This is a genomic window from Pseudogemmobacter bohemicus (genome assembly GCF_003290025.1).
Taxonomy (GTDB): domain Bacteria; phylum Pseudomonadota; class Alphaproteobacteria; order Rhodobacterales; family Rhodobacteraceae; genus Pseudogemmobacter; species Pseudogemmobacter bohemicus.
On sequence record NZ_QNHG01000001.1, the window covers coordinates 1260918 to 1283844 of the forward strand.

At 64.4% G+C, this 22927-nt stretch carries 20 protein-coding genes; 12 read left to right on the forward strand and 8 right to left on the reverse strand.

Features of this window, described 5'->3' with window-relative positions:
• The first annotated feature begins 198 nt into the window (after positions 1-198).
• From DRF71_RS05950 to DRF71_RS05960, 3 genes are all read left to right on the forward strand, one after another.
• Entirely contained in the window at positions 199-1092 is an 894-nt protein-coding gene (locus tag DRF71_RS05950) for a PfkB family carbohydrate kinase (protein WP_112310023.1), read from the forward strand.
• Positions 1092-2009 carry a pseudouridine-5'-phosphate glycosidase gene (locus DRF71_RS05955; protein ID WP_112309555.1) on the forward strand — a complete coding sequence of 306 codons (918 nt, stop codon included), beginning with the start codon at positions 1092-1094 and terminating at the stop codon, positions 2007-2009. The genes DRF71_RS05950 and DRF71_RS05955 overlap by 1 nt, the downstream gene beginning before the upstream one ends.
• A gap of 87 nt (positions 2010-2096) precedes the next feature.
• Positions 2097-2789 (forward strand): DUF502 domain-containing protein, encoded by a 693-nt coding sequence (locus tag DRF71_RS05960; protein WP_112309556.1) that lies wholly within the window; start codon positions 2097-2099, stop codon positions 2787-2789.
• A gap of 18 nt (positions 2790-2807) precedes the next feature.
• Here the strand turns inward: DRF71_RS05960 and DRF71_RS05965 are convergent, their stop codons facing one another.
• Together DRF71_RS05965 and DRF71_RS05970 are read right to left on the reverse strand one after the other, a co-directional pair.
• A complete protein-coding gene (locus DRF71_RS05965) occupies positions 2808-3824 on the reverse strand; it encodes a patatin-like phospholipase family protein (RefSeq protein WP_112309557.1) in 1017 nt (338 codons plus the stop codon).
• A 105-nt stretch (positions 3825-3929) separates the two neighbouring features.
• The gene (locus tag DRF71_RS05970) at positions 3930-4703 is read right to left on the reverse strand and encodes a 3-hydroxybutyrate dehydrogenase (RefSeq protein ID WP_112309558.1); all 774 of its coding nucleotides are present in this window, start codon (positions 4701-4703) and stop codon (positions 3930-3932) included.
• Between the two features lie 316 nt (positions 4704-5019).
• Between DRF71_RS05970 and DRF71_RS05980 the strand changes: the two genes are divergently transcribed.
• The 5 genes from DRF71_RS05980 (at position 5020) to DRF71_RS06000 (ending at position 10713) form a co-directional block, all read left to right on the forward strand.
• A complete protein-coding gene (locus DRF71_RS05980) occupies positions 5020-6864 on the forward strand; it encodes an extracellular solute-binding protein (protein WP_408634520.1) in 1845 nt (614 codons plus the stop codon).
• Between the two features lie 77 nt (positions 6865-6941).
• On the forward strand, positions 6942-7058 hold the full coding sequence (locus tag DRF71_RS05985) for an entericidin EcnA/B family protein (protein WP_112309561.1): 117 nt from the start codon (positions 6942-6944) through the stop codon (positions 7056-7058).
• A gap of 117 nt (positions 7059-7175) precedes the next feature.
• Positions 7176-8807: a class I adenylate-forming enzyme family protein gene (locus DRF71_RS05990; RefSeq protein ID WP_332872043.1), complete on the forward strand. Its 1632-nt coding sequence runs from the start codon at positions 7176-7178 to the stop codon at positions 8805-8807.
• A gap of 10 nt (positions 8808-8817) precedes the next feature.
• The gene (locus DRF71_RS05995; RefSeq protein ID WP_112310025.1) at positions 8818-9471 is read left to right on the forward strand and encodes a DsbA family oxidoreductase; all 654 of its coding nucleotides are present in this window, start codon (positions 8818-8820) and stop codon (positions 9469-9471) included.
• Between the two features lie 33 nt (positions 9472-9504).
• A complete protein-coding gene (locus DRF71_RS06000; protein WP_112310026.1) occupies positions 9505-10713 on the forward strand; it encodes an MFS transporter in 1209 nt (402 codons plus the stop codon).
• Between the two features lie 67 nt (positions 10714-10780).
• Here the strand turns inward: DRF71_RS06000 and mfd are convergent, their stop codons facing one another.
• Together mfd and DRF71_RS06010 are read right to left on the reverse strand one after the other, a co-directional pair.
• A complete protein-coding gene (mfd, locus tag DRF71_RS06005) occupies positions 10781-14230 on the reverse strand; it encodes a transcription-repair coupling factor (RefSeq protein WP_232831321.1) in 3450 nt (1149 codons plus the stop codon).
• 23 nt (positions 14231-14253) lie between these two features.
• Positions 14254-14778, reverse strand: a complete 525-nt coding sequence (locus DRF71_RS06010) for a component of SufBCD complex (protein WP_112310028.1) — start codon at positions 14776-14778, stop codon at positions 14254-14256.
• A 173-nt stretch (positions 14779-14951) separates the two neighbouring features.
• On the opposite strand from DRF71_RS06010, the gene hemB reads away from it, so the two are divergent.
• From hemB to DRF71_RS06025, 3 genes are all read left to right on the forward strand, one after another.
• A complete protein-coding gene (gene hemB / locus DRF71_RS06015; protein WP_112309562.1) occupies positions 14952-15950 on the forward strand; it encodes a porphobilinogen synthase in 999 nt (332 codons plus the stop codon).
• 153 nt (positions 15951-16103) lie between these two features.
• Positions 16104-16661, forward strand: a complete 558-nt coding sequence (locus tag DRF71_RS06020; protein ID WP_112309563.1) for a lipid-binding SYLF domain-containing protein — start codon at positions 16104-16106, stop codon at positions 16659-16661.
• 6 nt (positions 16662-16667) lie between these two features.
• Positions 16668-17237: a DedA family protein gene (locus DRF71_RS06025; RefSeq protein WP_112309564.1), complete on the forward strand. Its 570-nt coding sequence runs from the start codon at positions 16668-16670 to the stop codon at positions 17235-17237.
• On the opposite strand, the gene DRF71_RS06030 is transcribed toward DRF71_RS06025, so the two are convergent.
• Positions 17238-18104 carry an NAD(P)-dependent oxidoreductase gene (locus DRF71_RS06030; RefSeq protein WP_112309565.1) on the reverse strand — a complete coding sequence of 289 codons (867 nt, stop codon included), beginning with the start codon at positions 18102-18104 and terminating at the stop codon, positions 17238-17240.
• An 84-nt stretch (positions 18105-18188) separates the two neighbouring features.
• Here DRF71_RS06030 and DRF71_RS06035 point away from each other — a divergent pair, with 84 nt between their 5' ends.
• A complete protein-coding gene (locus DRF71_RS06035; RefSeq protein WP_112309566.1) occupies positions 18189-20660 on the forward strand; it encodes a penicillin acylase family protein in 2472 nt (823 codons plus the stop codon).
• 74 nt (positions 20661-20734) lie between these two features.
• On the opposite strand, the gene DRF71_RS06040 is transcribed toward DRF71_RS06035, so the two are convergent.
• From DRF71_RS06040 to hfq, 3 genes are all read right to left on the reverse strand, one after another.
• A complete protein-coding gene (locus DRF71_RS06040) occupies positions 20735-21175 on the reverse strand; it encodes a hypothetical protein (RefSeq protein ID WP_112309567.1) in 441 nt (146 codons plus the stop codon).
• Entirely contained in the window at positions 21160-22476 is a 1317-nt protein-coding gene (gene hflX / locus DRF71_RS06045) for a GTPase HflX (RefSeq protein WP_408634526.1), read from the reverse strand. The genes DRF71_RS06040 and hflX overlap by 16 nt, the downstream gene beginning before the upstream one ends.
• Before the next feature lie 65 nt (positions 22477-22541).
• Positions 22542-22775, reverse strand: a complete 234-nt coding sequence (hfq, locus tag DRF71_RS06050; protein ID WP_023664101.1) for an RNA chaperone Hfq — start codon at positions 22773-22775, stop codon at positions 22542-22544.
• Between the last annotated feature and the right edge of the window lie 152 nt (positions 22776-22927).

The following is a 22927-nucleotide window of genomic DNA, read 5'->3' on the forward strand; positions in this document are numbered from 1 at the left end:
GCTATCTGAGCGCTCAGGGGATCAACTCCAGGAGAGATAGGGCAAAAAACCGCCGCCGCCAACCGCAAATCGTGAACGAAGAATGAACATCCTGACACAATGCGGCAGCTGCGCATTTTGTCGCCAATGCACCGGCCCGCCCAGGATCCGGTACGGGGCGGGCTGGCAAGCGGGCCCGATCTGCGCCACAAGCATGCCATGACAGACGCGCCCCGGATTCTCTGCATCGGCTCGGTCCTTTGGGACATTATCGGTCGTAGCCCTGCCGTAATGCGGCAGGGATCGGATGTGCCCGGCCGCATCACCCGGCTGCCTGGCGGTGTGGCCCTGAATATCGCGATGGGCCTCGCGCGGTTCGGGCTGCGGCCCGAGGTGCTGACCCTGATCGGTCAGGATCCCGAGGGGGAGGAGCTGATCCGCGCCTGTGCTTCGCTGGGCGTGGGCACCACCTGGGCGCTGCGGTCGCATGACCTGCCGACCGACCGTTATCTCGCGGTCGAGGGCGCCAATGGGCTGATCGCCGCCATCGCCGATGCGCATTCGCTGGAACTGGCGGGCGCGCGGATCCTTACACCCCTGGAGGATGGACGGCTGGGCGGTCTCGCCGCCCCCTGGTGCGGGCTGATCGCCCTCGATGGCAATCTGACCGAGGCGCTACTGGCCGAAATCGCCGCCTCGCCCCTCTTCAGCAAGGCCGATCTCAGGATCGCGCCGGCCAGCCCGGGCAAGGCGGGGCGGCTCAGGCCCCTGCTTTCACATCCCGGGGCGACGCTCTATCTCAATCTCGAAGAGGCCGGGCTGCTGGCCGGCCAGCCCTGTGACAGCGCTGCCGCCGCCGCCGATGCGCTGATCGCGCGCGGTGCTGTCCGGGTTCTGGTGACCGATGGCGGCCACCCCGCTGCCGAGGCCACAGGCGGCCGGCCCACCGTCATCGGCTGCCCGCCCCGGGTTCTGGTCACCCGCGTCACCGGCGCGGGCGACACTTTCATGGCCGCCCATATCGCGGCTGAACAGCGCGGGCTGGCCCGCGAAGCGGCGCTGCAGGCGGCGCTTGAGGCCGCCGCCACCTATGTTTCCGGAGATATATCCTGATGACCCAGATCCCGCTGACCTTCTCACCCGAGGTGCTTGAGGCCCGCAAGAACGGCCTGCCGCTTGTGGCGCTGGAATCGACCATCATCACCCACGGGATGCCCTGGCCCGAAAATGTGGAAACTGCGCTCAGGGTTGAGGCAGAGCTGCGCGCCAGCGGAGCGGTGCCGGCAACCATGGCGGTGCTGCAGGGTCGCATCCATATCGGCCTGACCGAGGCAGAGCTGAACGCGCTTGGCCAGGCCACCGATGTCGCCAAACTGTCGCGCGCCGATCTGGCGGCCTGTGTGGTCCGGGGCGGCAATGGCGCGACCACGGTGGCCGCGACGATGATCTGCGCCCGCCTTGCCGGCATCACCACTTTCGCGACCGGCGGGATTGGCGGTGTCCATCGCGGGGCGGAGACCTCGTTCGACATCTCGGCCGATCTGCAGGAGCTGGCGCAGACGCCGGTGACGGTGGTGGCGGCAGGTGCGAAAGCGATTCTCGACCTGCCCAAGACCTGGGAATATCTGGAAACCGCCGGTGTGCCGGTGATCGCCTATGGCCAGGACGCGCTGCCCGCTTTCTGGTCGCGGGACTCCGGGCTGAAGGCGCCGCTCAGAATGGATGATCCGGCGCAGATCGCGGCGGCGGCTTCCATGCGGGCGGCGCTTGGCATTCCCGGCGGCCAGCTGGTGGTCAACCCGATCCCGACCGAGCATGAGATCCCGCTGGCCGAGATCATGCCCCATGTCGAGGCGGCGCTGGTCGAGGTCGAGGCGGGCCGTATCGCAGCCAAAGAGGTGACGCCCTTCCTCCTCGACCGCATCTATGAGCTGACCGGGGGCCGCTCGCTGGTCGCAAATATCGAGCTGGTGCTGAACAATGCCCGTCTCGCGGCACGGATCGCGGCAGCGGCTGCAAAAGCAGGCTGAGGCAGCGGCTTTTCCCTGATCGCCCCCTGATCGCCCATTGCGCGGGGGGCATATGCAACCCTAGATTAGCGCTATCAGGGAGTTAGCATGTCCGATCCGATCCTGCCCGTTACGCCCCCGAAACGCGGCTTTTTTGCCAGCCTCAGGGCCAGTTTCCTGACCGGCCTTGTGGTTGTTCTGCCCATCGGGCTGACGCTCTATCTTGTCTGGGCGGTGATCGGCTGGATCGACGGCTGGATCCTGCCGCTGATCCCGGCCTATTGGCAGCCCGATGCGGTGCTGTTGCGCTATCTGGGGCCCGAATATGAATTCCCGGTGCGCGGCGTCGGTGTGCTGGTCTTTCTGGTCTTCACCATCCTTGTCGGCTGGATCGCCAAAGGGCTGATCGGTCGCTCGCTGATCCGCAAGGCCGAGAATATGGTCGACCGGATGCCGGTGGTGCGCTCGATCTATGGCGCGATCAAACAGGTGGCCGAGACCTTCTTCAACAAGAAGGAGACCAGTTTCGACAAGGCCTGTCTGGTGGAATTCCCGCGCCCCGGCTCCTGGGCGCTCGGCTTCATCTCGACCCGGCCCAAGGGCGAGATCCTCGAGCGACTGGACCAGCTTGGCGGCGAGATGTCGGCGGTCTTTGTCGGGCTGACGCCCTTTACCAGCGGCATGCTGATCTTCGTGCCGACCCGCGATCTGGTGATCCTTGAAGAAACCGGGGTCGATGATGCGGCCAAGCTGATCGTCTCGGGCGGGCTGGTCTATCCAACGCCGAAAGAGACGCCCTGACGGCTCCGGGCCGGGCGCTCAGCCGAACAGAGCGCCCAGATCCACCGAGGATTCCTGTCCTATCCGCGTGGCGCAGTCATTGAGAAACTGATCGCCCGAGGCACGGCCCGCCTCGAACAGGCGCCCGATCAGCGCGCCCGAAGGCTGTAGTTTGGAACTGGCGGAAAGCGCGTTCATCAGCGAATCGTCAAGGATCATATGGATGCGGATATCCTTCATCTGCCCCTTCTGCACCCGGCCCTCTGCGATCAGCCGCTTGACGAAAGCCACCGAGCGCAACTCAGACAACAATGTCGCGTTGAAGCTGATCTCATTGATCCGGTTCTGGATTTCCAGCGGCGTCTCCGGCACTTCATCGCGTCTGAGCGGGTTGACATGCACGATCAGGATATCGTCGGACAGAGTCCGGTCATAAAGCGGCCAAAGCGAGGGATTGCCGGCGAAACCGCCATCCCAATAGGCCTCGCCATCAATTTCCACCGCCTGGAAGACCGAGGGCAGACAGGCCGAAGCCATCAGCGCGTCGGGGCTGATCTCATCGCCCTGGAAGACACGGGCCTTGCCGGTGCGCACATTGGTGGCACCGATGAAAAGTGCCGGGCCATCGGCGGCGCAGACATGGCTGAAATCGAGATCGCGGATCACCGGCTCAAGCGGGTTGCGCCAGCCCGCACCCCAGGCATAGGGGCTGTAGATCTGGGCCGCGAGCCCCTGAGGGCTGACCGGCATCAGCACCTCGGCAGCATCCTGCATCATGCGCATCATCGGCAGGAAGGGCTGGAACCATGGCAGCAGCACGCGGAAATCGCCGATATCTGCGATATCCTCCCAAAGCCGGCGCAGGCGTTTTCGCGCCGCACCGCGCCCGCCGGCAACCAGCCCCGCCTTGAGTGCCGCCCCGTTCAGCGCGCCGGCCGAGGTGCCGCTGATCGCGGTGAAATCAAGCTGCGGATCCTCCAGCAGCCGGTCGAGAACGCCCCAGGTATAGGCGCCATGCGCGCCGCCCCCCTGCAATGCGAAGCTGATCGCCGTCATCGGTATTCCCTTATCCCAGTCCCGATTCTTTCTGTCGGTGCGTCAGCGCCGTTTCCTTGCAAGGAAACGGTCCGGATCCTTTGAAGGATCCGGGTTGCGCCCCGATCACAGGGCAGTCCAGCCGCCATCCACCGAGATCGTCGTCCCGGTCACTTGCGCCGCGTAATCCGAACAGAGCCATACAACCGTGCCGCCGATCTGTTCCGTGGTCACGAACTGGCGCGAGGGCTGGCGTTCCAGCATCACCTCGCGGATCACGGTGTCGCGATCCATATTGTGAACCTTCATCTGATCGGGGATCTGCGCTTCGACCAGCGGTGTCAGCACATAGCCCGGGCAGACCGCATTGCAGGTGATACCCTGCCCCGCCGTCTCCAGCCCCACCGTCTTTGTCATCCCCACAACGCCATGTTTCGCGGTGACATAGGCCGATTTGAACGGGCTTGCCGTCAGCCCATGCGCCGAGGCGATATTGACCACCCTGCCCCAGCCCTTTGCCCGCATCCCCGGCAGCGCCACCGCCGTGGTGTGAAAGGCCGAGTTCATATTGATCGCGATAATCCGGTCCCAGGTCTCGACCGGGAATTCGTCAATCGGCGCCACATGCTGGATGCCGGCATTGTTGACGAGGATATCGCAGCCGCCCGCCTGTTCCACCAGCGCCCGCGCCTGCGTCCCCAAAGACAGATCGGCCTGGATATAGCGCGCCTTCACCCCGTATTTTTCGGTAAAGCTCTTCGCGAGATCGTGATCCTCGGCGCGATCCGTAAAGCTGTTGAGGATGATTTCCGCCCCGGCTTTCGCCAGTTCCACCGCCACGCCCAGACCGATTCCCGAGTTTGACCCGGTGATTACCGCGCGTTTTCCACTCAGATCCATGACCCGCATCTCCAATGCTGCACCTGCAAGGGACACTAGCGCCTGAGGCCAGGAATTCCAGCGAGGATTGGTAAATCTCTGGTGTTCGCGCGCTGCCTGCTCTTGCATCACACCCGGCATCCGGGCCAAAAAAAACGCCGGCACGAGGCCGGCGTTAAGTCGTTGAGGCAGGTTTCATACAGGCAAGAAACCTATCGAGCAGTGAGTCTTATATAGTCCTCTCTGCGCCGATGGCCAAGCTAAAAGTTTGAAAACCCTCGTCCCTGCGCTTAGGGTCGCGCCAATACTCCATGACTGCCCGGGGATTGTTTCCTGAATGCTGATCGAATCTCCTGTGCGACCGGATGTGCAACGGGGGCGCTGGCCTCTGGCTCTTGCCGCCCTGCTGCTGGCCTTGCTGCCCCCTCTCTCTGCAGTTGCAGAACCGCAGCATGGCATAGCTATGTATGGCGAACCTGCGCTCCCCCCGGATTTTGTGTCGCTGCCCCAGGTCAATCCCGATGCGCCTAAGGGCGGCTCGATCACCATCGCGCTTCCCGGCACCTTTGACAGCCTCAATCCCTTCATTACCGCCGGGCAGCCGGTCGTGAGTGTCTCGCCGCTGGTGACCGAGACGCTGATGGGGCGCAATTACGACGAACCCTTCAGCCTTTACGGTCTGCTGGCCGAATCGGTCGAGACCGACGAATCGCGGACCTACGCAGAATTTACCCTGCGTGAAGAGGCCCGATTCTCTGATGGATCGCCGGTTACGCCCGAGGATGTGCTCTGGTCCTTCGAGATGCTCGGCACCGATGGCGCGCCACGCTACCACACCGCGTGGAAAAAGATCGCCAAAGCCGAACAGACCGGCCCGCGCAAGATACGCTTCACCTTCACCACCGAAGACCGTGAACTGCCGCTGATCCTGGGCCTGCGCCCGATCCTGAAGAAATCCAGCTGGGACAACCGTGACTTCACCGCCACCACCTTCGATCCCCCGATCGGCTCGGGCCCCTATCTCGTCGAAAAGGTCGAGCGTGGCACCTCGGTCATCTTCCGCCGCAACCCAAACTGGTGGGGCAAGGATCTGCCCTTCAACCGGGGACAGTGGAATTTCGACGAGATCCGATACGAATATTTCGCCAATCCCCAGGCGATATTCGAGGCCTTCAAGGCCGGGTTCGTCACCACCTTCCGCGAGACCAACCCGTCGAAATGGGCCACCGCCTATGATTTCCCGGCAGTGCGTTCGGGCGATGTGCTGCTCTCAGAGATCCCGCATCACCGCCCTTCCGGGATCGAGGGCTTTGTCTTCAACACCCGCAACCCGCTTTTCCAGGACTGGCGGGTGCGCGAGGCGCTGATCCAGGCCTTCCATTTCGAATTCGTCAATCAGGTGATCAATGGCGGCGTGCAGCCAAGGATCGAGAGCTATTTCTCGAACTCGCCTCTGGGCATGATCCCCGGCACCCCGGCCGAAGGTGCCGAGCGCGATCTGCTTTTGCCCTTTGCCGACAGCCTGATCCCCGGCACGCTGGAGGGCTACCGGCTGCCCTTCGCCACGGATGAGCGTGATTACCGCCGCAAGCTGCGCGGCTCGGTGAAGCTATTGGAAGAGGCAGGCTGGCGCGTCGATGATCAGGGGGTGCTGCGCGATGCCGCCGGCACCGCCTTCCGCTTTGAAATCCTGCTGTCGGTGGGCCAGGACGAGCTGGTCGCCATCTCCTCGATCTGGGTCGAGGCCCTGAAACAGCTGGGCATCGAGGCACGGGTCGCCGTCATCGACGCCGCCCAGATGCGCGAGCGCACCCGCGATTACAATTTCGAGGTCACGCATTATATCCGCTCCGTCTCGCTGTCGCCCGGCAATGAGCTGCTGCTCTATTGGGCTTCGGGTGGCGTCAGCAATCCGGGCAGCGGCAACTGGATGGGGATGAACGCGCCCGCCGCAGATGCAATGATCGCGGCCATGCTGCGCTCGGAAGATCCGCAGAGCTTTCAGGCGGCGGTGCGCGCGCTGGACCGGGTGCTGACCGCCGGGCGCTATGTGATGCCGATCTGGTATTCCGACCGCGCCCGGATCGCGCATCGTAAAGAGCTGCGCTACCCGGCAAGAACCCCACTTTACGGCGACTGGATGGGCTTCCAGCCCGATACCTGGTGGTATGAGGCCGAATAACGCGCTAGAATGGTGCGGATAAAAGGGATCAGGACTGCAAAGATGGTCCGGCCCCGAGGCAGAAAGGCAGTATGACCATGAAGAAGATCCTTCTGATCGGCGCGGTTCTTGCGACGCTTGCGGGCTGCAACACGATTGCGGGCGTCGGCGATGACGTCTCGGGCGGCGCGCGCACGGTTCAGGGCTGGTTCTGAGCAGGGCTTTTTCTGAGCCCCGCTTTCCCGCGCCAGAAGCTTTCGCGCTGAAAATCCCGCCTGGCCGCAAGGCCTCCTGTCGCCCATCTGTGTCCGGCAGCCAGCCGGCCAGGTGCTTTGTGCCTGCACAATACCGGCGGGCTTGCGGCGCCGGATGCGGCGGATTATGCCCGCCAGGCCAGTTTCGCCCGCCACCACCCCTCCGGGAGCCGCATTCCGCCGATGGAAATCTCCGTGGACATCCCCGATCACAACCCGACTGAGCCGACCGCCTTCAACCTGGCCGAATATGTGCTGAGGAAAGGGGCGGCCACGCCCGACAAGGTGGCGCTGGCGGTGCTGACACTGACCGGCGCGACACGGTGGAGCTATGCGCGCCTGATCGACTCGGTCCAGGGCATCGCGGGCTGGCTGCTGGACCAGGGGCTGGCCCCCGGTGACAGGCTGCTGATCCGGCTGGGCAACAGCCCGGATTATCCGCTGTGCTATCTGGGTGCGATGGCCGCCGGCATCGTGCCTGTCGCGACCTCGCCGCTGCTGACCCTGCCCGAGATCACCCGCATGGCAGCGCAGGTCGGTCCGGTGGCCGTGATTGCATCCGGGGATATCGCCTGCCCCGAGAGCCTGCGCCGCCTGACCCTTCCCGAGACGCCCGAGACCCTGCCCCCCGCGCCCTGGCACCGTGCGGACCAGGGGCGCGAGGCCTATATCGTCTTCACCTCGGGCACGTCCGGCACGCCGCTCGCCGTGCGCCATGCCCATCGTGCCATTCTCGGTCGCCTTCCGATGCATCACGGCTGGGAGGGGATCAGCGCCAGCGACCGGCTGCTGCATTCGGGTGCCTTCAACTGGACCTACACGATGGGGACCGGGCTGATGGATCCCTGGACGGTCGGCGCCACCGCGCTGATCGCCGCCCCTTCGGTGGCGCCGGAACAGCTGGCGCTGGTGCTCAGACGCCATGATGCGACGATCTTCGCCTCGGTGCCGGTGATCTTTCGCCGGCTGTTGCGCGGGGCCCTGCCCAGGCTGCCGCGCCTGCGCCACGCGCTTTCCGCCGGTGAGGCGCTGGCGCCGGATCTGCGCGCCGCCTGGACTGAGAGAACGGGCACCGATATCCATGAGGCACTCGGGATGAGCGAGATTTCGACCTTCCTTTCCGGCAGCCCCGCCCGCCCGGCGCCGCCCGGCAGCTGCGGCTATCCCCAGCCCGGCCGCCGCATCGCGGTGCTGGATGACAGCGGCAATCCGGCCCCCCCGGGCGAGACAGGCCACCTGGCGGTCGCAACCGACGATCCGGGCCTGATGCTGTCCTATGAGGGCGAGGCGCCGCCTCCGGATCCCTGGTTCACCACCGGCGATCTGGTCTCGGCCAATGCGACCGGCGCGCTGTTCTACCAGGGCCGCGCCGATGAGATGATGAACCCCGGCGGCATCCGCGTCAGCCCGCGCGAGATTGAGATGGCGCTTTCCGGCCTGCCCGGAGCCGGTGAGCTTGCCGTATGCGAGATCGGGCCCCGCCCCGGCAGCCGCATCATTGCGTGTTTTTACGCAGGCGACGATGTGCAGGAGAATGTCGCGAATGACTTTGCGGCGGCGCGGCTTGCGCGTTACAAGTGCCCGCGCGTCTGGATCCCGCTGTCAGCCCTTGGCCTGACCGATCTGCCGCGCGGCCCCACCGGAAAAGTGCTTCGCAGCCGGTTACAGGCCCTTGCCGAAGAGATGCCTGCGCATGCAGGCAAGCCATGAAAGCCGCAGCATGACCGAATTCACCTCCCCGACCGCGACGCGGCTGGATATCTTCTCCGACCCGGTCTGCCCCTGGTGCCATGTCGGCAAGCTCAATCTCGACCGGGCGCTGGCGGAAAATCCCGGCCATCCGTTCCGCATCGAATGGCATCCCTTTCAGCTGAACCCCGATATGCCCGCAGGCGGCGTCGCCAAACGCGCCTATCTCGAAGAGAAGTTCGGCGGCTCTGCCCGCGTCGATGCCGTGCATGAGCGTCTGCGCGAAGTGGCCCGCCAGAACGGGGTCGAGCTGGATCCCGACCGCCCCGCACAGATCCCGAACACGCTGGATGCGCATCGGCTGATCCACTGGGCCGGGATCGAGGGGCTGCAGCAAGAGGTGGTCACCCGCCTCTTCCAGGCTTATTGGGATGAGGGGCGCGATATCGGCGCGGCGCAGGTGCTGGCGGATATCGCCGCCGGCGCCGGCATGGACAAGGCGGCAGTGTTGCGGCTTCTGGCCTCGGATGCCGATGCTTCGGATATCCTGGCCCGCGACGAGGATGCGCGCCGCAAGGGGGTCTCCTCCGTTCCCACCTTCCTCATTTCGCAACATTATGTCGTCAGCGGTGCCCAGCCCCCGGAATTCTGGGGCAATGTTATCCGCGAAATCGCAAAGTCCTGACCTATGAATGACAAGACCCCTCTGAATCCCGCAATGGTCGAAAAGAACCATGCGAAACCGGCGCTTGGCCAGCTGGAATTCATCGCCCTGATCGCGATGCTCTTCGCCACCATCGCGCTGTCGATCGACGCCATGCTGCCTGCGATCACCGATATCGGCCAGCTGCTCTCGCCCGAGGCGCCCAACCGCGCCATGCTGATCATCGGCGCGTTCTTCCTCGGCATGGGGCTGGGCACTTTCGTCTCCGGCCCGCTTTCAGACGCCTGGGGACGCAAACCGGTGATGATGATCGGCGGGCTGGTCTATTCCATCGCCTCGCTGGTCTGCTATTTCGCGGGCTCGCTGGAAGTGCTGATCGCCGCCCGTGTGGTGCAGGGGATCGGCGCGGCCGGGCCGCGCACGGTCTCGCTTGCCATGGTGCGTGATATGTATCGCGGCCGCGAAATGGCGCGGATCATGTCTTTTGCGATGATGATCTTCATGGTCGCCCCGGCCATCGCACCGCTGATGGGCCAGGCCATCATTCATATCGCCGGCTGGCACGCGATCTTCCTTGTCTTCGTGCTGTTCTCGGCGGCCAGCCTTGTCTGGCTCGGCCTGCGCCAGCCCGAAACACTTGCCAAAGCCGACCGCATCCCGCTGAACATCCCGCGCCTGGTGGCCTCGGCCAGGGATATGTTCTCGCACCGGATCGTGGTGGTCACCATCCTGATCCAGGCGCTGGTGATGGCGGTGCTGGTCTCGCAGCTTTCCTCCATCTCGCCGGTTTTCGAGCAGCATTTCAACCGGGGCACGGAATTCCCGCTCTGGTTCGCGCTGGCGGCGGTCTTCTCGGCGATCAGCTCTTTTGCCAATGCAAGGCTGGTGGTGACCGTGGGCATGCGGCGCGTGGTCACGCTGACCTTCGCGACCGTGCTGGCGATTTCGGTGCTGGTGCTGGCCTCGCTGGTGCTTGTCACGCTGTCGCCGGTGGTGGAATTCGCCCTCTTCATGCTCTGGCTGATCAGCCTCTTTTGCATGATGGCGCTGACCATGGGCAATCTCAACGCCCTCGCGATGGAGCCGGTGGGTCATATTGCAGGCTTCGCCGCCTCGATCATGGCGGGTGTGTCGACGGTGCTGGCCGTGCTGATCTCGCTGCCGATCACCCAGAGCTTCTCTGGCAGCCACCTGCCGCTGGTCGCGGGTTCCGTGGTCCTTCTCGGCCTCGCACTGGCGCTTATGCGCCTGACAAAGCGCTGAACGCCCCTTCCTCCTGACAGAAATACTCCCGCCGGAGGCATCCGGCACCAGCCAGAAGGCGCGCGGCTTACTTACCGCGCGCCTTTTCCGCAAGATCGCGGGCAATCGCGAAAGCGCCCCGGATCCGCTCGGCCTCGGTCTTCATCTCGCCCAAGAGCACGATCTTGTTGCCCTGCACTTTCGCGGCCGGCCCCTGCGCTTTCAGGAACTCGACCAGCCCTGCCGGATTGGCGAATTTGTCGTTCTGGAAGGTCAGCGTCGCGCCTTTCGGCCCGGCATCCAGCCGGTTGATCCCCGCCTTTTTCGCCATCGCCTTGATACGCACGATCAGCATCAGCGTATTGACCTCTTTCGGGATCGCCCCGAACCGGTCGATCAGCTCGGCCGCAAAGCCCTCCAGCTCGACTTTTGAGCTCAGCCCCGACAGACGACGATAAAGCCCCAGTCTTATATCGAGATCCGGGATATAATCCTCGGGGATCATCACCGGCACATTGAGGTTCAGCTGCGGGCTCCAGTCGTCGGACACATCCGCCAGCCCGTCAATCTCACCCGATTTCAGCTTCGCAATCGTCTCTTCCAGCATGTGCTGATACAGCTCATAGCCAACCTCGCGGATATGGCCCGACTGTTCTTCGCCCAGGAGATTCCCCGCGCCACGCAGATCAAGATCATGCGAGGCCAGATTGAACCCCGCGCCAAGACTGTCGAAACTCGCCAGCAATTTCAGCCGCTTGGAGGCCTGTGGCGTCAGGATCATCCGGGGCCGCGTCGTCAGGTAGCAATAGGCCCGCGTCTTCGAGCGCCCGACCCGTCCCCTTATCTGATAAAGCTGCGACAGCCCGAACATATCGGCGCGGTGCACGATCATCGTATTCGCGGTCGGAATATCCAGCCCGGATTCCACGATCGTCGTCGCCACCAGCACATCGAAGCGGCCATCATAGAACTGGTTCATCCGCTCATCGAGATCGCCCGCCGCCAGCTGGCCATGGGCGATCACATAAGACACCTCCGGCACATGCGCCTTGAGGAATTCCTCGATATCCGGAATGTCCGAGACACGCGGCACCACGAAGAAAGACTGCCCGCCGCGATAGCGTTCGCGCAAGAGCGCCTCGCGCAGCGTCACCGTGTCGAATTCCGAGACATAGGTGCGGATTGCCAGCCGGTCCACCGGCGGCGTCGCGATGATGGAAAGATCCCGCACCCCCGTCAGCGACAGCTGCAAGGTGCGCGGGATCGGCGTCGCGGTCAGGGTCAGCACATGCACCTCGGAGCGCATCTCTTTCAGCCGCTCCTTGTGGCTGACGCCGAAATGCTGTTCTTCGTCGATGATCAGAAGGCCAAGGTTTTTCAGGTTCACACCTTTGGCCAGCAGCGCATGGGTGCCGACGACGATATCGACGCCTCCCTCGGCCAACCCCTTGCGCGTCTCTGCCGCCTCTTTCGCTGACACAAAGCGCGACAAGGGCCGCACATTCAGCGGAAATCCCCGGAAACGTTCGGCAAAGCTGCGGTAATGCTGGCGCGCAAGCAGCGTGGTCGGGCAGATCACCGCAACCTGCATCCCCGCCATTGCAGCCACAAAGGCCGCCCGCATCGCCACCTCGGTCTTGCCGAACCCCACATCCCCGACGATCAGCCGGTCCATGGGCGAGCCCTTTTCCAGATCCGCCACCACATCATTGATGGCGGTCAGCTGGTCATCGGTCTCAGGCCAGGGGAAGCGGGCGGCAAAGGCCTCCCATGCCGAATGCGGCACTTCCAGAATGGGTGCCGAGCGCAGCATCCGCTCTGCCGCGACCCGCATCAGCTTGTCGGCGATCTCACGGATCCGTTCCTTGAGCTTCGCCTTCTTCGCCTGCCAGGCGCCGCCGCCAAGCCGGTCCAGCAGCCCCTCTTCATGGCCGTAACGGCTGAGGAGTTCGATATTCTCGACCGGGAGGTAAAGCTTCGCCCCTTCGGCATATTCGATCATCACACAGGCATGCGGCGCCCCAAGCGCGGTGATGGTTTCGATGCCCAGGTAACGCCCGACGCCATGTTCGACATGAACGACCAGATCGCCGACCGAGAGACTGTTGAGCTCGCGCAGGAAGTTCCCGGCCTTGCGTTTGCGCGCAGGTTTGCCGACCAGCCGGTCTCCCAGCACATCCTGTTCCGAGATCACGGCGACGCCTTTGGCGGTGAACCCCGCCTCCAGCGCCCAGATCATCTGATGCACATGCCCCTTGCCACGCGATGGCGGCTTGTCGAGATCACGCAGATCGCGGATCGTCTCGGTCGCGATCTGCTGATCGGCCAGCAGGCCCCTGAGCCGCTCCAGCGCGCCCTCGGACCAGGAGGCGAGCACGACATGGCGCTCTTCACGCAAGTGCCGGATATGATCGGCCAGAGCCTCGAAAAGATTGAGGGATTCCTGCTGACGTTCGGGCGCGAAAGACCGCCCGGCGCGGCCACCCGCATCCAGCACATTCGGCCCCGGGCTTTGCGCCAGCGGCGAAAGCCGGATCTCGCGCCGGTCCTCCAGCGCCGCTTTCCAGGCCGCCTCGTCGAGATAGAGACCCGCAGGCGGCACCGGCTTATAGACCGAATCCATCTTTGCCCGCGCGGCCATCGCGTCATTGCGCGCATCAAAGGCATCCTCGACCGCCTCCCAGCGGGCGAGCTGCATCGGGATAACCTGGTCATCCAGCATCACCGTGGCTCTGGGCAGGTAGTCGAACACCGTCTCAAGCCGCTCATGGAAGAAAGGCAGCCAGTGCTCCATCCCCTGATGTTTGCGCCCGGCGCTGACGGCCTCGTAAAGCGGATCATCCGAGCCACCGGCCCCGAATTCCACCCGGTAATTCTGCCGGAACCTGGTGATCGCAGCCTCATCCAGGATCACCTCGGACATCGGCGCGAATTCCACCGATTTCAGCTTCTCGGTCGTGCGCTGGCTGGCGGCATCGAACCGCCGGATGCCGTCAAGCTGATCACCGAAGAAATCCAGCCGCACCGGCCCGTCCGGCCCCGGCGGCCAGATATCGACAATGCCGCCGCGCAGCGCATAATCACCCGGCTCGGCCACGGTGGAAACCGGGGTGAACCCCATCCGCGCAAGGAAATCCCTCAGCCGCCGCTCATCCACCCGGTCGCCCAGCTTGGCCCGGAACGAGGCCGCCCGCACCACATCGCGCGCCGGCAGCCGCTGCGTGGCGGCGTTCAGCGTGGTGACCAGCACGAAAGCCCCCGCCATGCCATCGGCCAGCGCCGCCAGCACCGACATCCGCCGTGCCGAGGTTTCGGGATTGGGCGAGACGCGGTCATAGGGCAGGCAATCCCAGGCCGGCAGGCTCAGCACCGCCACGCCGGGCGAGAAAGCCGCCAGGGCTGCGCGCATCGCCTCGGCCCGCTTATCGTCGCGGGCGACAAAAATCACCGGCTCGCCACGTTCCAGCTCGCGCGCAAGCAGGAAACCGTCATAGCCCTCGGGGGCGCCTCCAAGCAGGATCGGCAGCCGCATCGTCATGTCAGGTCAGTCGTCATGGCGGATCAGAAGAAAACGGTGTGGGCAAGATTGCGCCACATGCCGAAAAGCGCGGTGGTGAAGATCGCGAACATGCCCACCACCTGCACCATGCGGCGCAGCATGATCAGCCGGCGATGCAGCATCTCGCCCATATTCTCGCCCGCCTCGATCCTCAGCGCGGTGCGCAAGGACAGCCATGCCACCGGCACCAGCCAGATCGTCAGCAGGAACAGCGCCTGGGCGAATTCGAGCCAGTACCAGAAGGCCAGCATCGCCAGTGTGGTGAAAAAGAAGGTCAGGCCGAAGAACAGCGGCACTGATGCGGTACGGGTGACATTCAGCATCCGCCGGCTTTTGATCGCGACCAGCGCCTCGACATCCAGCTGCGCCTGGCCGCCATTCCTGCGCGCCCGCGTGATCAGATCGAACGGAACCCCCAGAACCCAATGGCTGGCCGTCGACCACAGCACCGTGAGGACAATCCAGTACCAGAGATTCGAGAAGGATCGCAGGTCGATCACTTCAGAGAGAATGCCGTAAAGCTCCAAGCCGGAAGAATCCTTCGCCTGACCGTTCCCGATGCTGCAGGCCCCGCTTGAAGACCCGCCCCTTTCCATGGCAGGCAAGGGCACGGGCCGCAAGCCCCCAGGACAACAGGCTCAATGCAAGGCAGCATGTCCTGTGCGAAATGTGACCGCACCGCCATCCTGCAGGATCAGATATGCACCCGATTCAGGCTGACTTCCCCGCCACCCGCCACCGCCGCAACCGCCGCTCTCCCGCGCTTCGGGCGCTGGTCCGCGAGAATGAGCTTTCCGTGAATGACCTGATCTGGCCGGTCTTCATCCGCGAGGGCAATGGCATCGAAGAGCCGATCCATTCGCTGCCCGGCGTGAACCGGCTGTCGCTGGACCGGCTGCTGGCCCGCGCCGAAGAGGCCGCCCGCCTTGGCATCCCGGCGATCTGCCTTTTCCCTTATACCGAACAGGAACTCCGCACCGAGACCTGCGAAGAGGCCTGGAACCCGGAAAACATCACCAACCGCGCGATCCGGGCGCTGAAACGGGAAATCCCCGACCTGGCCGTGATGACGGATATCGCGCTCGACCCCTATAATGCGAACGGGCATGACGGGTTTGTCGTGGATGGCGAGATCATCAATGACGAGACGGTCGAGGCGCTGGTGAAGATGGCACTGGCCCAGGCCGATGCCGGGGCGGATATCCTTGGCCCCTCCGATATGATGGATGGCCGGATCGGCGCCATGCGTCAGGCGCTTGAGGCGGCGGGGCACAGGAATGTCTCGATCATGTCCTATGCCGCCAAATATGCCAGCGGCTTTTACGGCCCGTTCCGCGATGCGGTGGGCGCGAGCGGCCGGCTGGTCGGCGATAAAAAGACCTATCAGATGGACCCCGCCAATGGCGATGAGGCGCTGCGGCTGGTGGCGCGTGACCTCTCGGAAGGCGCCGATATGGTGATGGTCAAGCCCGGCATGCCCTATCTCGATATCTGCCACCGGGTGAAACAGGCATTCGGCGCGCCGACCTTCGCCTACCAGGTCTCGGGCGAATATGCGATGATCAAAGCGGCGGCGCTGAATGGCTGGATCGACGGTGAAAAGGTGATGCTGGAAAGCCTGATGGCCTTTCGCCGCGCCGGTTGCGACGGGGTGCTGACCTATTTCGCGCCCGAAGCGGCCAGATTGCTGCGAGGCTGATCGCTGACCTGCGCCCATGTCGGGAAATCCCGCCGATGGGCAGGAATATTGCGCATAGCCGATGACAAGCGGCAGATCCGCAGCTAGATTTAGCGGGAACGGGGCCGCAGAGCCCCTGCCGGATGTGCCGGCCATATCATTGAGGGCAGAGCCATGGAAAAGATTACAAGACGCGCAATGCTGGCCGGTGTCGGCTCGGCCACGCTGCTGACAGCCGCCTGCGGCAATGGAGTCGGCTCGAACGGCGCGGCGCAGATTGATGCGCGGGTCGATGCGACGCAGAATTACCTCTTCGGCCGCTATCCCGGCACCCGCGAACTGGCCTCGCGCGCCAATGGCGTGCTGTACATGCCGCTGATGACCGAGGCGGGTCTTGTCTGGGGCGGCGCTTTCGGGCGCGGCGCTTTGCGGATCCAGGGCGCCACGGTGGATTACTATTCCGCCACCAAAGCCTCTGTCGGGTTGCAGATCGGCGCGCAGCAATATGCCCATGCGCTGTTCTTTATGACCCCGAACGCGATGGAGGATTTCCGCCGCTCGACCGGCTGGGCGGCCTCGGCCGATCTGCGCTATGCCACGCCCGAGGAAGGCGCCTCGATCGGCAAGGCCACCACCGAGAGCGATCCGGTCATCGCGCTGATTTTCGGCCAGCAGGGGCTGATCGCGGGCGCAACGCTGGCCGGCGTCAAATATACCCGCATCATTCCCTGACGCGGCATGACCTTCGAAGACCTGCTGTCCCGCTGGGGGCTGATCGCGGTCCTCTGGGGCTGTTTCTTCGAAGGCGAGACCGCCGCCATTCTTGGCGGCGTCATCACCCATCACGGGCTGACCCATTGGGCGGCAACGGCGGGGGTTGCCTTCGCAGGCGCCTTCATCGCCGATCAGATGTGGTTCCTGTTGTCACGGCATATGCCTGCCGGGGGGCGGATCGGCGGCTGGCTGAGCCGCCTCAGCGGCAAGGCGCGGGCGACATGGCTGCATCAATGGCTGGCGCGCCATCCGGACGGGCTGACGCTCGCATTCCGCTTCGTGCCGGGAACGCGGATCATCGGTCCGATCCTGCTGGCGCAGACCCCGATCGGCTGGCTGCGCTTTTCAGCTCTGAACGCGCTTTCCTGCCTGATCTGGGCGGTAGGCTTCACCACGCTCGGCTATCATTTCGGGCGGGCGGTCACGCTGGCTCTGGGGCGGCTGCATGGCCTGCATCTGGGGCTTTTGCTTGCTTTGGTTGCGGCTGTCGGCCTTGCGCTGCATGTCCTGTTACAGCGCAAGGCCAGGCACTGATCAGCGCGGCAGGCGGCGGATCAGGCTGGATGTGTCGTTGCGCCCGCCGCCCATCAGCTGCACATCCTTGTAGAACTGGTCGATCAGCGCGGTAACCGGCAGGCTGGCGCCGATTTCTTCGGCGGTTTCCAGGCAGATATTCAGATCCTTGCGCATCCAGTCGACGGCAAAGCCGAAATCGAACCGGTCCTCCAGCATAGTCTGATGCCGGTTCGCCATCTGCCAGCTGCCCGCCGCGCCCTGAGAGATCACCTCGACCACCGCACGGCCGTCAAGCCCGGCCTTCGATCCGAAAGCCAGCGCCTCGGACAGCCCCTGCATCAGCCCGGCAATGCAGATCTGGTTGACCATCTTTGCGAGCTGCCCGGAACCGGCCTCACCGATGCGGCGGCAGATCCTGGAATAGGCGTCGATCACCGGCGCCGCGCGGTCGTAATCGGCCTGACTGCCACCACACATCACCGAAAGGACGCCATTCTCCGCCCCCGCCTGCCCCCCCGAAACCGGCGCATCGACATAGCCGAATCCCCGTTCAGCGGCGATGGCCGCCAGATCACGCGTCACCTTTGCCGAGACGGTGGTGTGATCGACGAAGACCGCGCCCTGCCCCATGCCGGCGAAGGCTCCCGCCTCGCCCAGACAGACCTCGCGCAGATCCTCGTCATTGCCGACGCAGGCCATGACGAATTCCGCGCCCGCCGCCGCCTCTTTCGCACTCGAAGCCACCTGGCCTTTGAACTTCGCGCCCCAGGCGCCGGCCCTGGCCGCTGTCCGGTTCCAGACCGTCACCGCATGGCCCTGGGCCGCCAGATGCCCCGCCATGGGAAACCCCATCACACCAAGGCCGAGAAATGCCACTTTCGCCATGTTACGCTCCTGTTGCCGTGAATTGCCCTTGGGCCGCCGATCGACTAGGAACCGGTTGAGTTGCGGACGTCAAGGACAGGCCCGATGCTAACCCTTTTTCGCTGGCTGATGCGGATCACCGCCGGGCTTCTGGTCCTGAGCGGCCTTGCGCTTCTGATCGGCTACTGGTTCCTGTCGCGCTCGCTGGTGGATTACAACGAGGATTTCACCCTCGAAGGCATCACCGCCCCGGTCGAGGTCGTACGAAACAATGACTCGGTGCCGCATATTTTCGGCCAAAACGACCGTGACGTCTATTTCGCGCTTGGTTTCGCCCATGCCCAGGACCGGCTCTGGCAGATGACCATGTTGCGGCGTACGGCCCAGGGCAGGCTGTCCGAGATTTTCGGCGACCGGACGCTGGCCGTGGATGAGCTGATCCGGCGCTATGATATTTACGGGCTCTCGCTGGAATCGGTGAAGGCGCAGGATCCCGAAACACTCGCGGTGCTGGAGGCCTATTCGGCGGGCGTGAATGCCTGGATCGAACAGGTGAATACCGGCGCGCGCGGCCGCGGGGCACCGGAATTCTGGTTCTTCGAGCCCGAGATTTCCGCCTGGGCGCCGGCCGATTCCATCGCGATCCTGAAGCTGATGGCGCTGCAACTGACCGGCATGGGGCAAAACGAGGTGCTGCGTGCCCGCGCCTCGCTGGTGCTGCCGCCCGAGCGGCTGGCCGATATCCTTCCCGAAGACCCGACCAAGGGCATCACCTCGCCCGATTATGCCAGCCTGATCCCGGGTGTGATGCCCGGCGACAAGCCGGTCGATTTCGCGCTTGGGCCGCTGTCGCCGGTGACCGAGCCGGCACTGGCGGGGGCATCGAATGCCTGGGCTGCGGTGGCGGGGCGCTCGGCCGCCGGTGGCGCGCTTCTGGCCAATGACCCGCATCTGGGCTTTACCGCCCCGACGATCTGGTATCTGGCCCGGCTGGAGCTGCAAAAGGGCGGCGTGATCGGCGCCACGATCCCCGGTGTGCCGGTGGTGCTGATCGGGCGGACCGAGGAACTTGGCTGGGGCCTGACCACCGCCTATCTCGACGATCAGGATATCGTCATCGAAAAGCTGAATCCGGAAAACCCCGAGGAATATCTGCTGCCCGATGGCAGCTACGAGAAATTCGTCACCCGCCAGACCGTGGTGCGGGTGAAAGATGCCGAACCGATCACCCTGACATTGCGCTGGTCGCGCAATGGGCCGGTGCTGTCGGGGCGCCAGTATGATCTGCAATCGGTCACCCCCGCCGGCCATGTCGCGGTCATGTCCTGGACGGCGCTTTCGCCGGCGGATACCTCGATAACGGCCGCCGTGCGGCTGATGTCGGCCGCGACCGTCGCAGATGCGATCGAGGCCGGGCGGCTGTATATCGCGCCGGCGCAGAACCTGACGCTGGCCGGCAAAGACGGCATCGCCATGCAGCTGATCGGCGCCATGCCGATCCGCGACGGGAGCCATCCAAGCCAGGGGCGGATGCCCTCGCCCGGTTGGGTCGAAGCCACCGGTTTCAAGGGGATCTTCCCCTATGAGGAAAACCCGCGCTTCGTGAACCCGCCGGAAGGGATCCTTGGCAATACCAACAACAAGACCGTCGACCGCCCCTTCCCGCGCCATGTCAGCTTTACCTGGGGCGATACGCAGCGCATCCAGGCCTGGCTTGCGCTGATCCGCACCCGCGAGGTCCATACCCGCGAGAGCTTTATGGAGGCCCAGCTCGATATCGTGAATCCGACCGCGCGGCTTTTGCTGCCGCTGATCGGCGCCGATCTGTGGTATACCGGCGAGGCGGCGCCCACCGGCACCCAGGAGGAATTCCGCCAGCGCGCGCTGAAGCTGCTCTTCGCCTGGAGCGGCGAGATGAGCGAACACTCCCCCGAGCCGCTGATCGCCGAAGCCTGGCTCAGCGTGTTGATGGAGCGGCTGATCCAGGATGAGATGGGGCCGCTGGCGCAGAATTTCCGCCGGGTCGACCCGGTCTTCCTTGAGCGCGTGTTCCGCAATACCGACGGCGCTGCAGTCTGGTGCGATGTGGTGCAATCGGCTCCGGTCGAGACCTGCACGGATATGGCGCGGATGGCTCTGGACGAGGCGCTGATCCAGCTGACCGAGACCTATGGCCGCAATATCGAAAGCTGGCGTTGGGGCGATGCGCATCAGGCGACGCATGACCATCCGGTGCTGGGAAATGTCCCCTTCGTGAAATGGTTCGTGAATATCCGGCAATCGACCTCGGGCGGCAATGACACGCTGATGCGTGGCGTGACGAAAGGATCGGGACCAGAGCCCTATCTGAATGTCCATGGTGCCGGCTATCGCGGGGTCTATGATTTCGCAGATCCAGACAGCTCGGTCTTCATCACGGCGACCGGCCAGTCGGGGCATCCGCTGTCGCGCAATTATGACGATCTGGGCGAGCTGTGGCGGCGCGGCGAATATATTCCGATGTCGCTGGATCGGGACCTTGCCAATGCGGCGGCGGCGGGGGTGATGCTGCTGACACCGGCCACTGCGGCAGAGTGAGCCGGTTCTGGCTGGCCGGGGAACGCCTCCGGCGCGGGAGTATTTTTTTCAGGAGGAAGGGTATAGCCCGCGTTTTATCGTGGGCGCGGCGCCAGGATCCAGAGGGTGAATGTAGCGGTGAAAGCGGCGACGAAAGTGAACATGCCCGCGCTGTAGAACAGGGTGAAACCGTCGCCCCAGCCGAATATGCCGCCGCTTGCGGCGGTAAAGAGGGTGCCGAGCTGTTCTCCTCCCCAGGCCAAGGCAGCGAGAAAGCCGAGGCTCATCACGAAGCGGCCCGCGAAGACGGTGATCGCGACCACCGGCAAGACCGGCAGCGCGGCGATCAGGCATTCAAAGGCAAGGCCGCCCGCCGTCAAAGACAGTCCGGGCGTATGCGGCAGGCCCTGGCCCGAGCCGATCAGGCCGCGCGCCGCGCCCATGGTCAGCGTCATAAAGTGAACGCCGGTCGCCAGAACCGTTCCGATCAGCCCCGCCGCAAGGGCGCGGGCCGGGGTCTTCAGAGACGCGCCCATTCCTGCGCCTGCCTTTCATTCCACTCCACCCGGATCTGCCAGCCCTCATCATTCTGGCTCTCGGCGGTGACCACGCCGCTCTGATGCAGCCAGGCGCGCTTGCGCCCCTCGCTGAAGGAGAGCACCAGGTCTTCCTCGCGCCGCTCGGCCTCGAAACTGGCGGAGATGGCGCTGAGGAGATCGGGCACCCCTTCGCCGGTCAGGGCAGAGATCACGAAAGTGCCGGGACGCGCGGCCGCCTGGGCCTCCAGCGCCTCGCGGGCAGAGGGCTCGACGAGGTCTAGCTTGTTCCAGATCTCGAATTTCGGGGTCTCGGGCGGCACCCCCAGCGAGGTCAGGATCTCTTCGACATCGGCCGCCTGTTCGGCGGTTTCCGGATGCGAGATATCGCGGACATGCAGGATCAGATTGGCCGAGAGCACCTCTTCCAGCGTGGCGCGGAAGGCCGCGACCAGCTGCGTCGGCAGGTCCGAGATGAAGCCCACCGTATCGGAAAGGATCACCCGCCGGCTGCCGCCATGGGTGCCGGGGATTTCCAGCGCCCGCATCGTCGGGTCAAGCGTGGCGAAAAGCATGTCTTTAGCCAGCACTTCCGCCCCGGTCACCCGGTTGAACAACGTCGATTTTCCGGCATTGGTATAGCCGACCAGCGCCACGATCGGGAACGGAACCTTGGCCCGCGCCGCCCGGTGCAAATGCCGTGTCCTGACCACCTTTTCCAGCTGGCGCCGCAGCCGGATCGCATGATCGTCGATCGCGCGGCGGTCGTTTTCCTTTTGCGTCTCGCCGGGGCCGCCGACGAAACCAAAGCCGCCGCGCTGGCGTTCCAGGTGGGTCCAGGCCCGGACCAGCCGCGCGCGCTGATAGGTCAGCGCCGCCAGCTCCACCTGCAACACACCCTCGCGGGTACGGGCGCGGTCGGCGAAGATCTCAAGGATCAGCGAGGTCCGGTCAAGCAGCTTGACCTTCCATTCGCGCTCCAGATTGCGTTGCTGGATCGGCGTCACCGGCCCGTCGATGAAGACGAGGCCGATTTTGTCCGCCTTAAGCTGTGCGCCGATCCCGGCCAGTTTTCCGGTGCCGAACAAGGTGCCCGGCAGCGTCTTTGCAACCCTGACCACCTGCGACCAGATCACCTCCATATTCGGAAGTGCCGCAGCGAGGCTCACCGCCTCGGCCAGCCCGTGTTCGGGCAGGCGGCGGGTCTGGCGGCTCTTGATATCGGGATGCAAAACGACGGCCCGCGTCTTTTCGGTCGCGGTCAGCTGCCATTTGCTCCGCTCTGCCCTGAGAGCGGACAGATCGGAGAACAGGTCGTCGTCAGGGTCCCCATCAGGAAATCCGGGGAGATCGGAGGGCGTATTTATCAGTCTTCGCCTTCATAAAGATTGATCGGCGCGCCGGGCATGATCGTCGAAATCGCGTGTTTATACACGAGTTGCGACTGGCCATCACGGCGCAGCAGCACGCAGAAATTGTCGAACCAGGTGATCACACCCTGCAGTTTGACCCCGTTGATCAGGAAGATCGTCACCGGAACCTTGGCCTTGCGGACATGGTTCAGGAAGGCGTCCTGGAGGTTCTGTTTATCGCCAGCCATTGTTTGTTTTGCCTTGCGCCTGGGCCCGCTTCACTTGCGGGTTTGAGAGATGCGGTGGCGCCAGCGGAACACCCGCATCAAGCCCACCTGGCCCGGATGCGGAATTTCCGACCGGGTTGCCGGGATAATAGGAATGTTGCGCATGGTTTCCA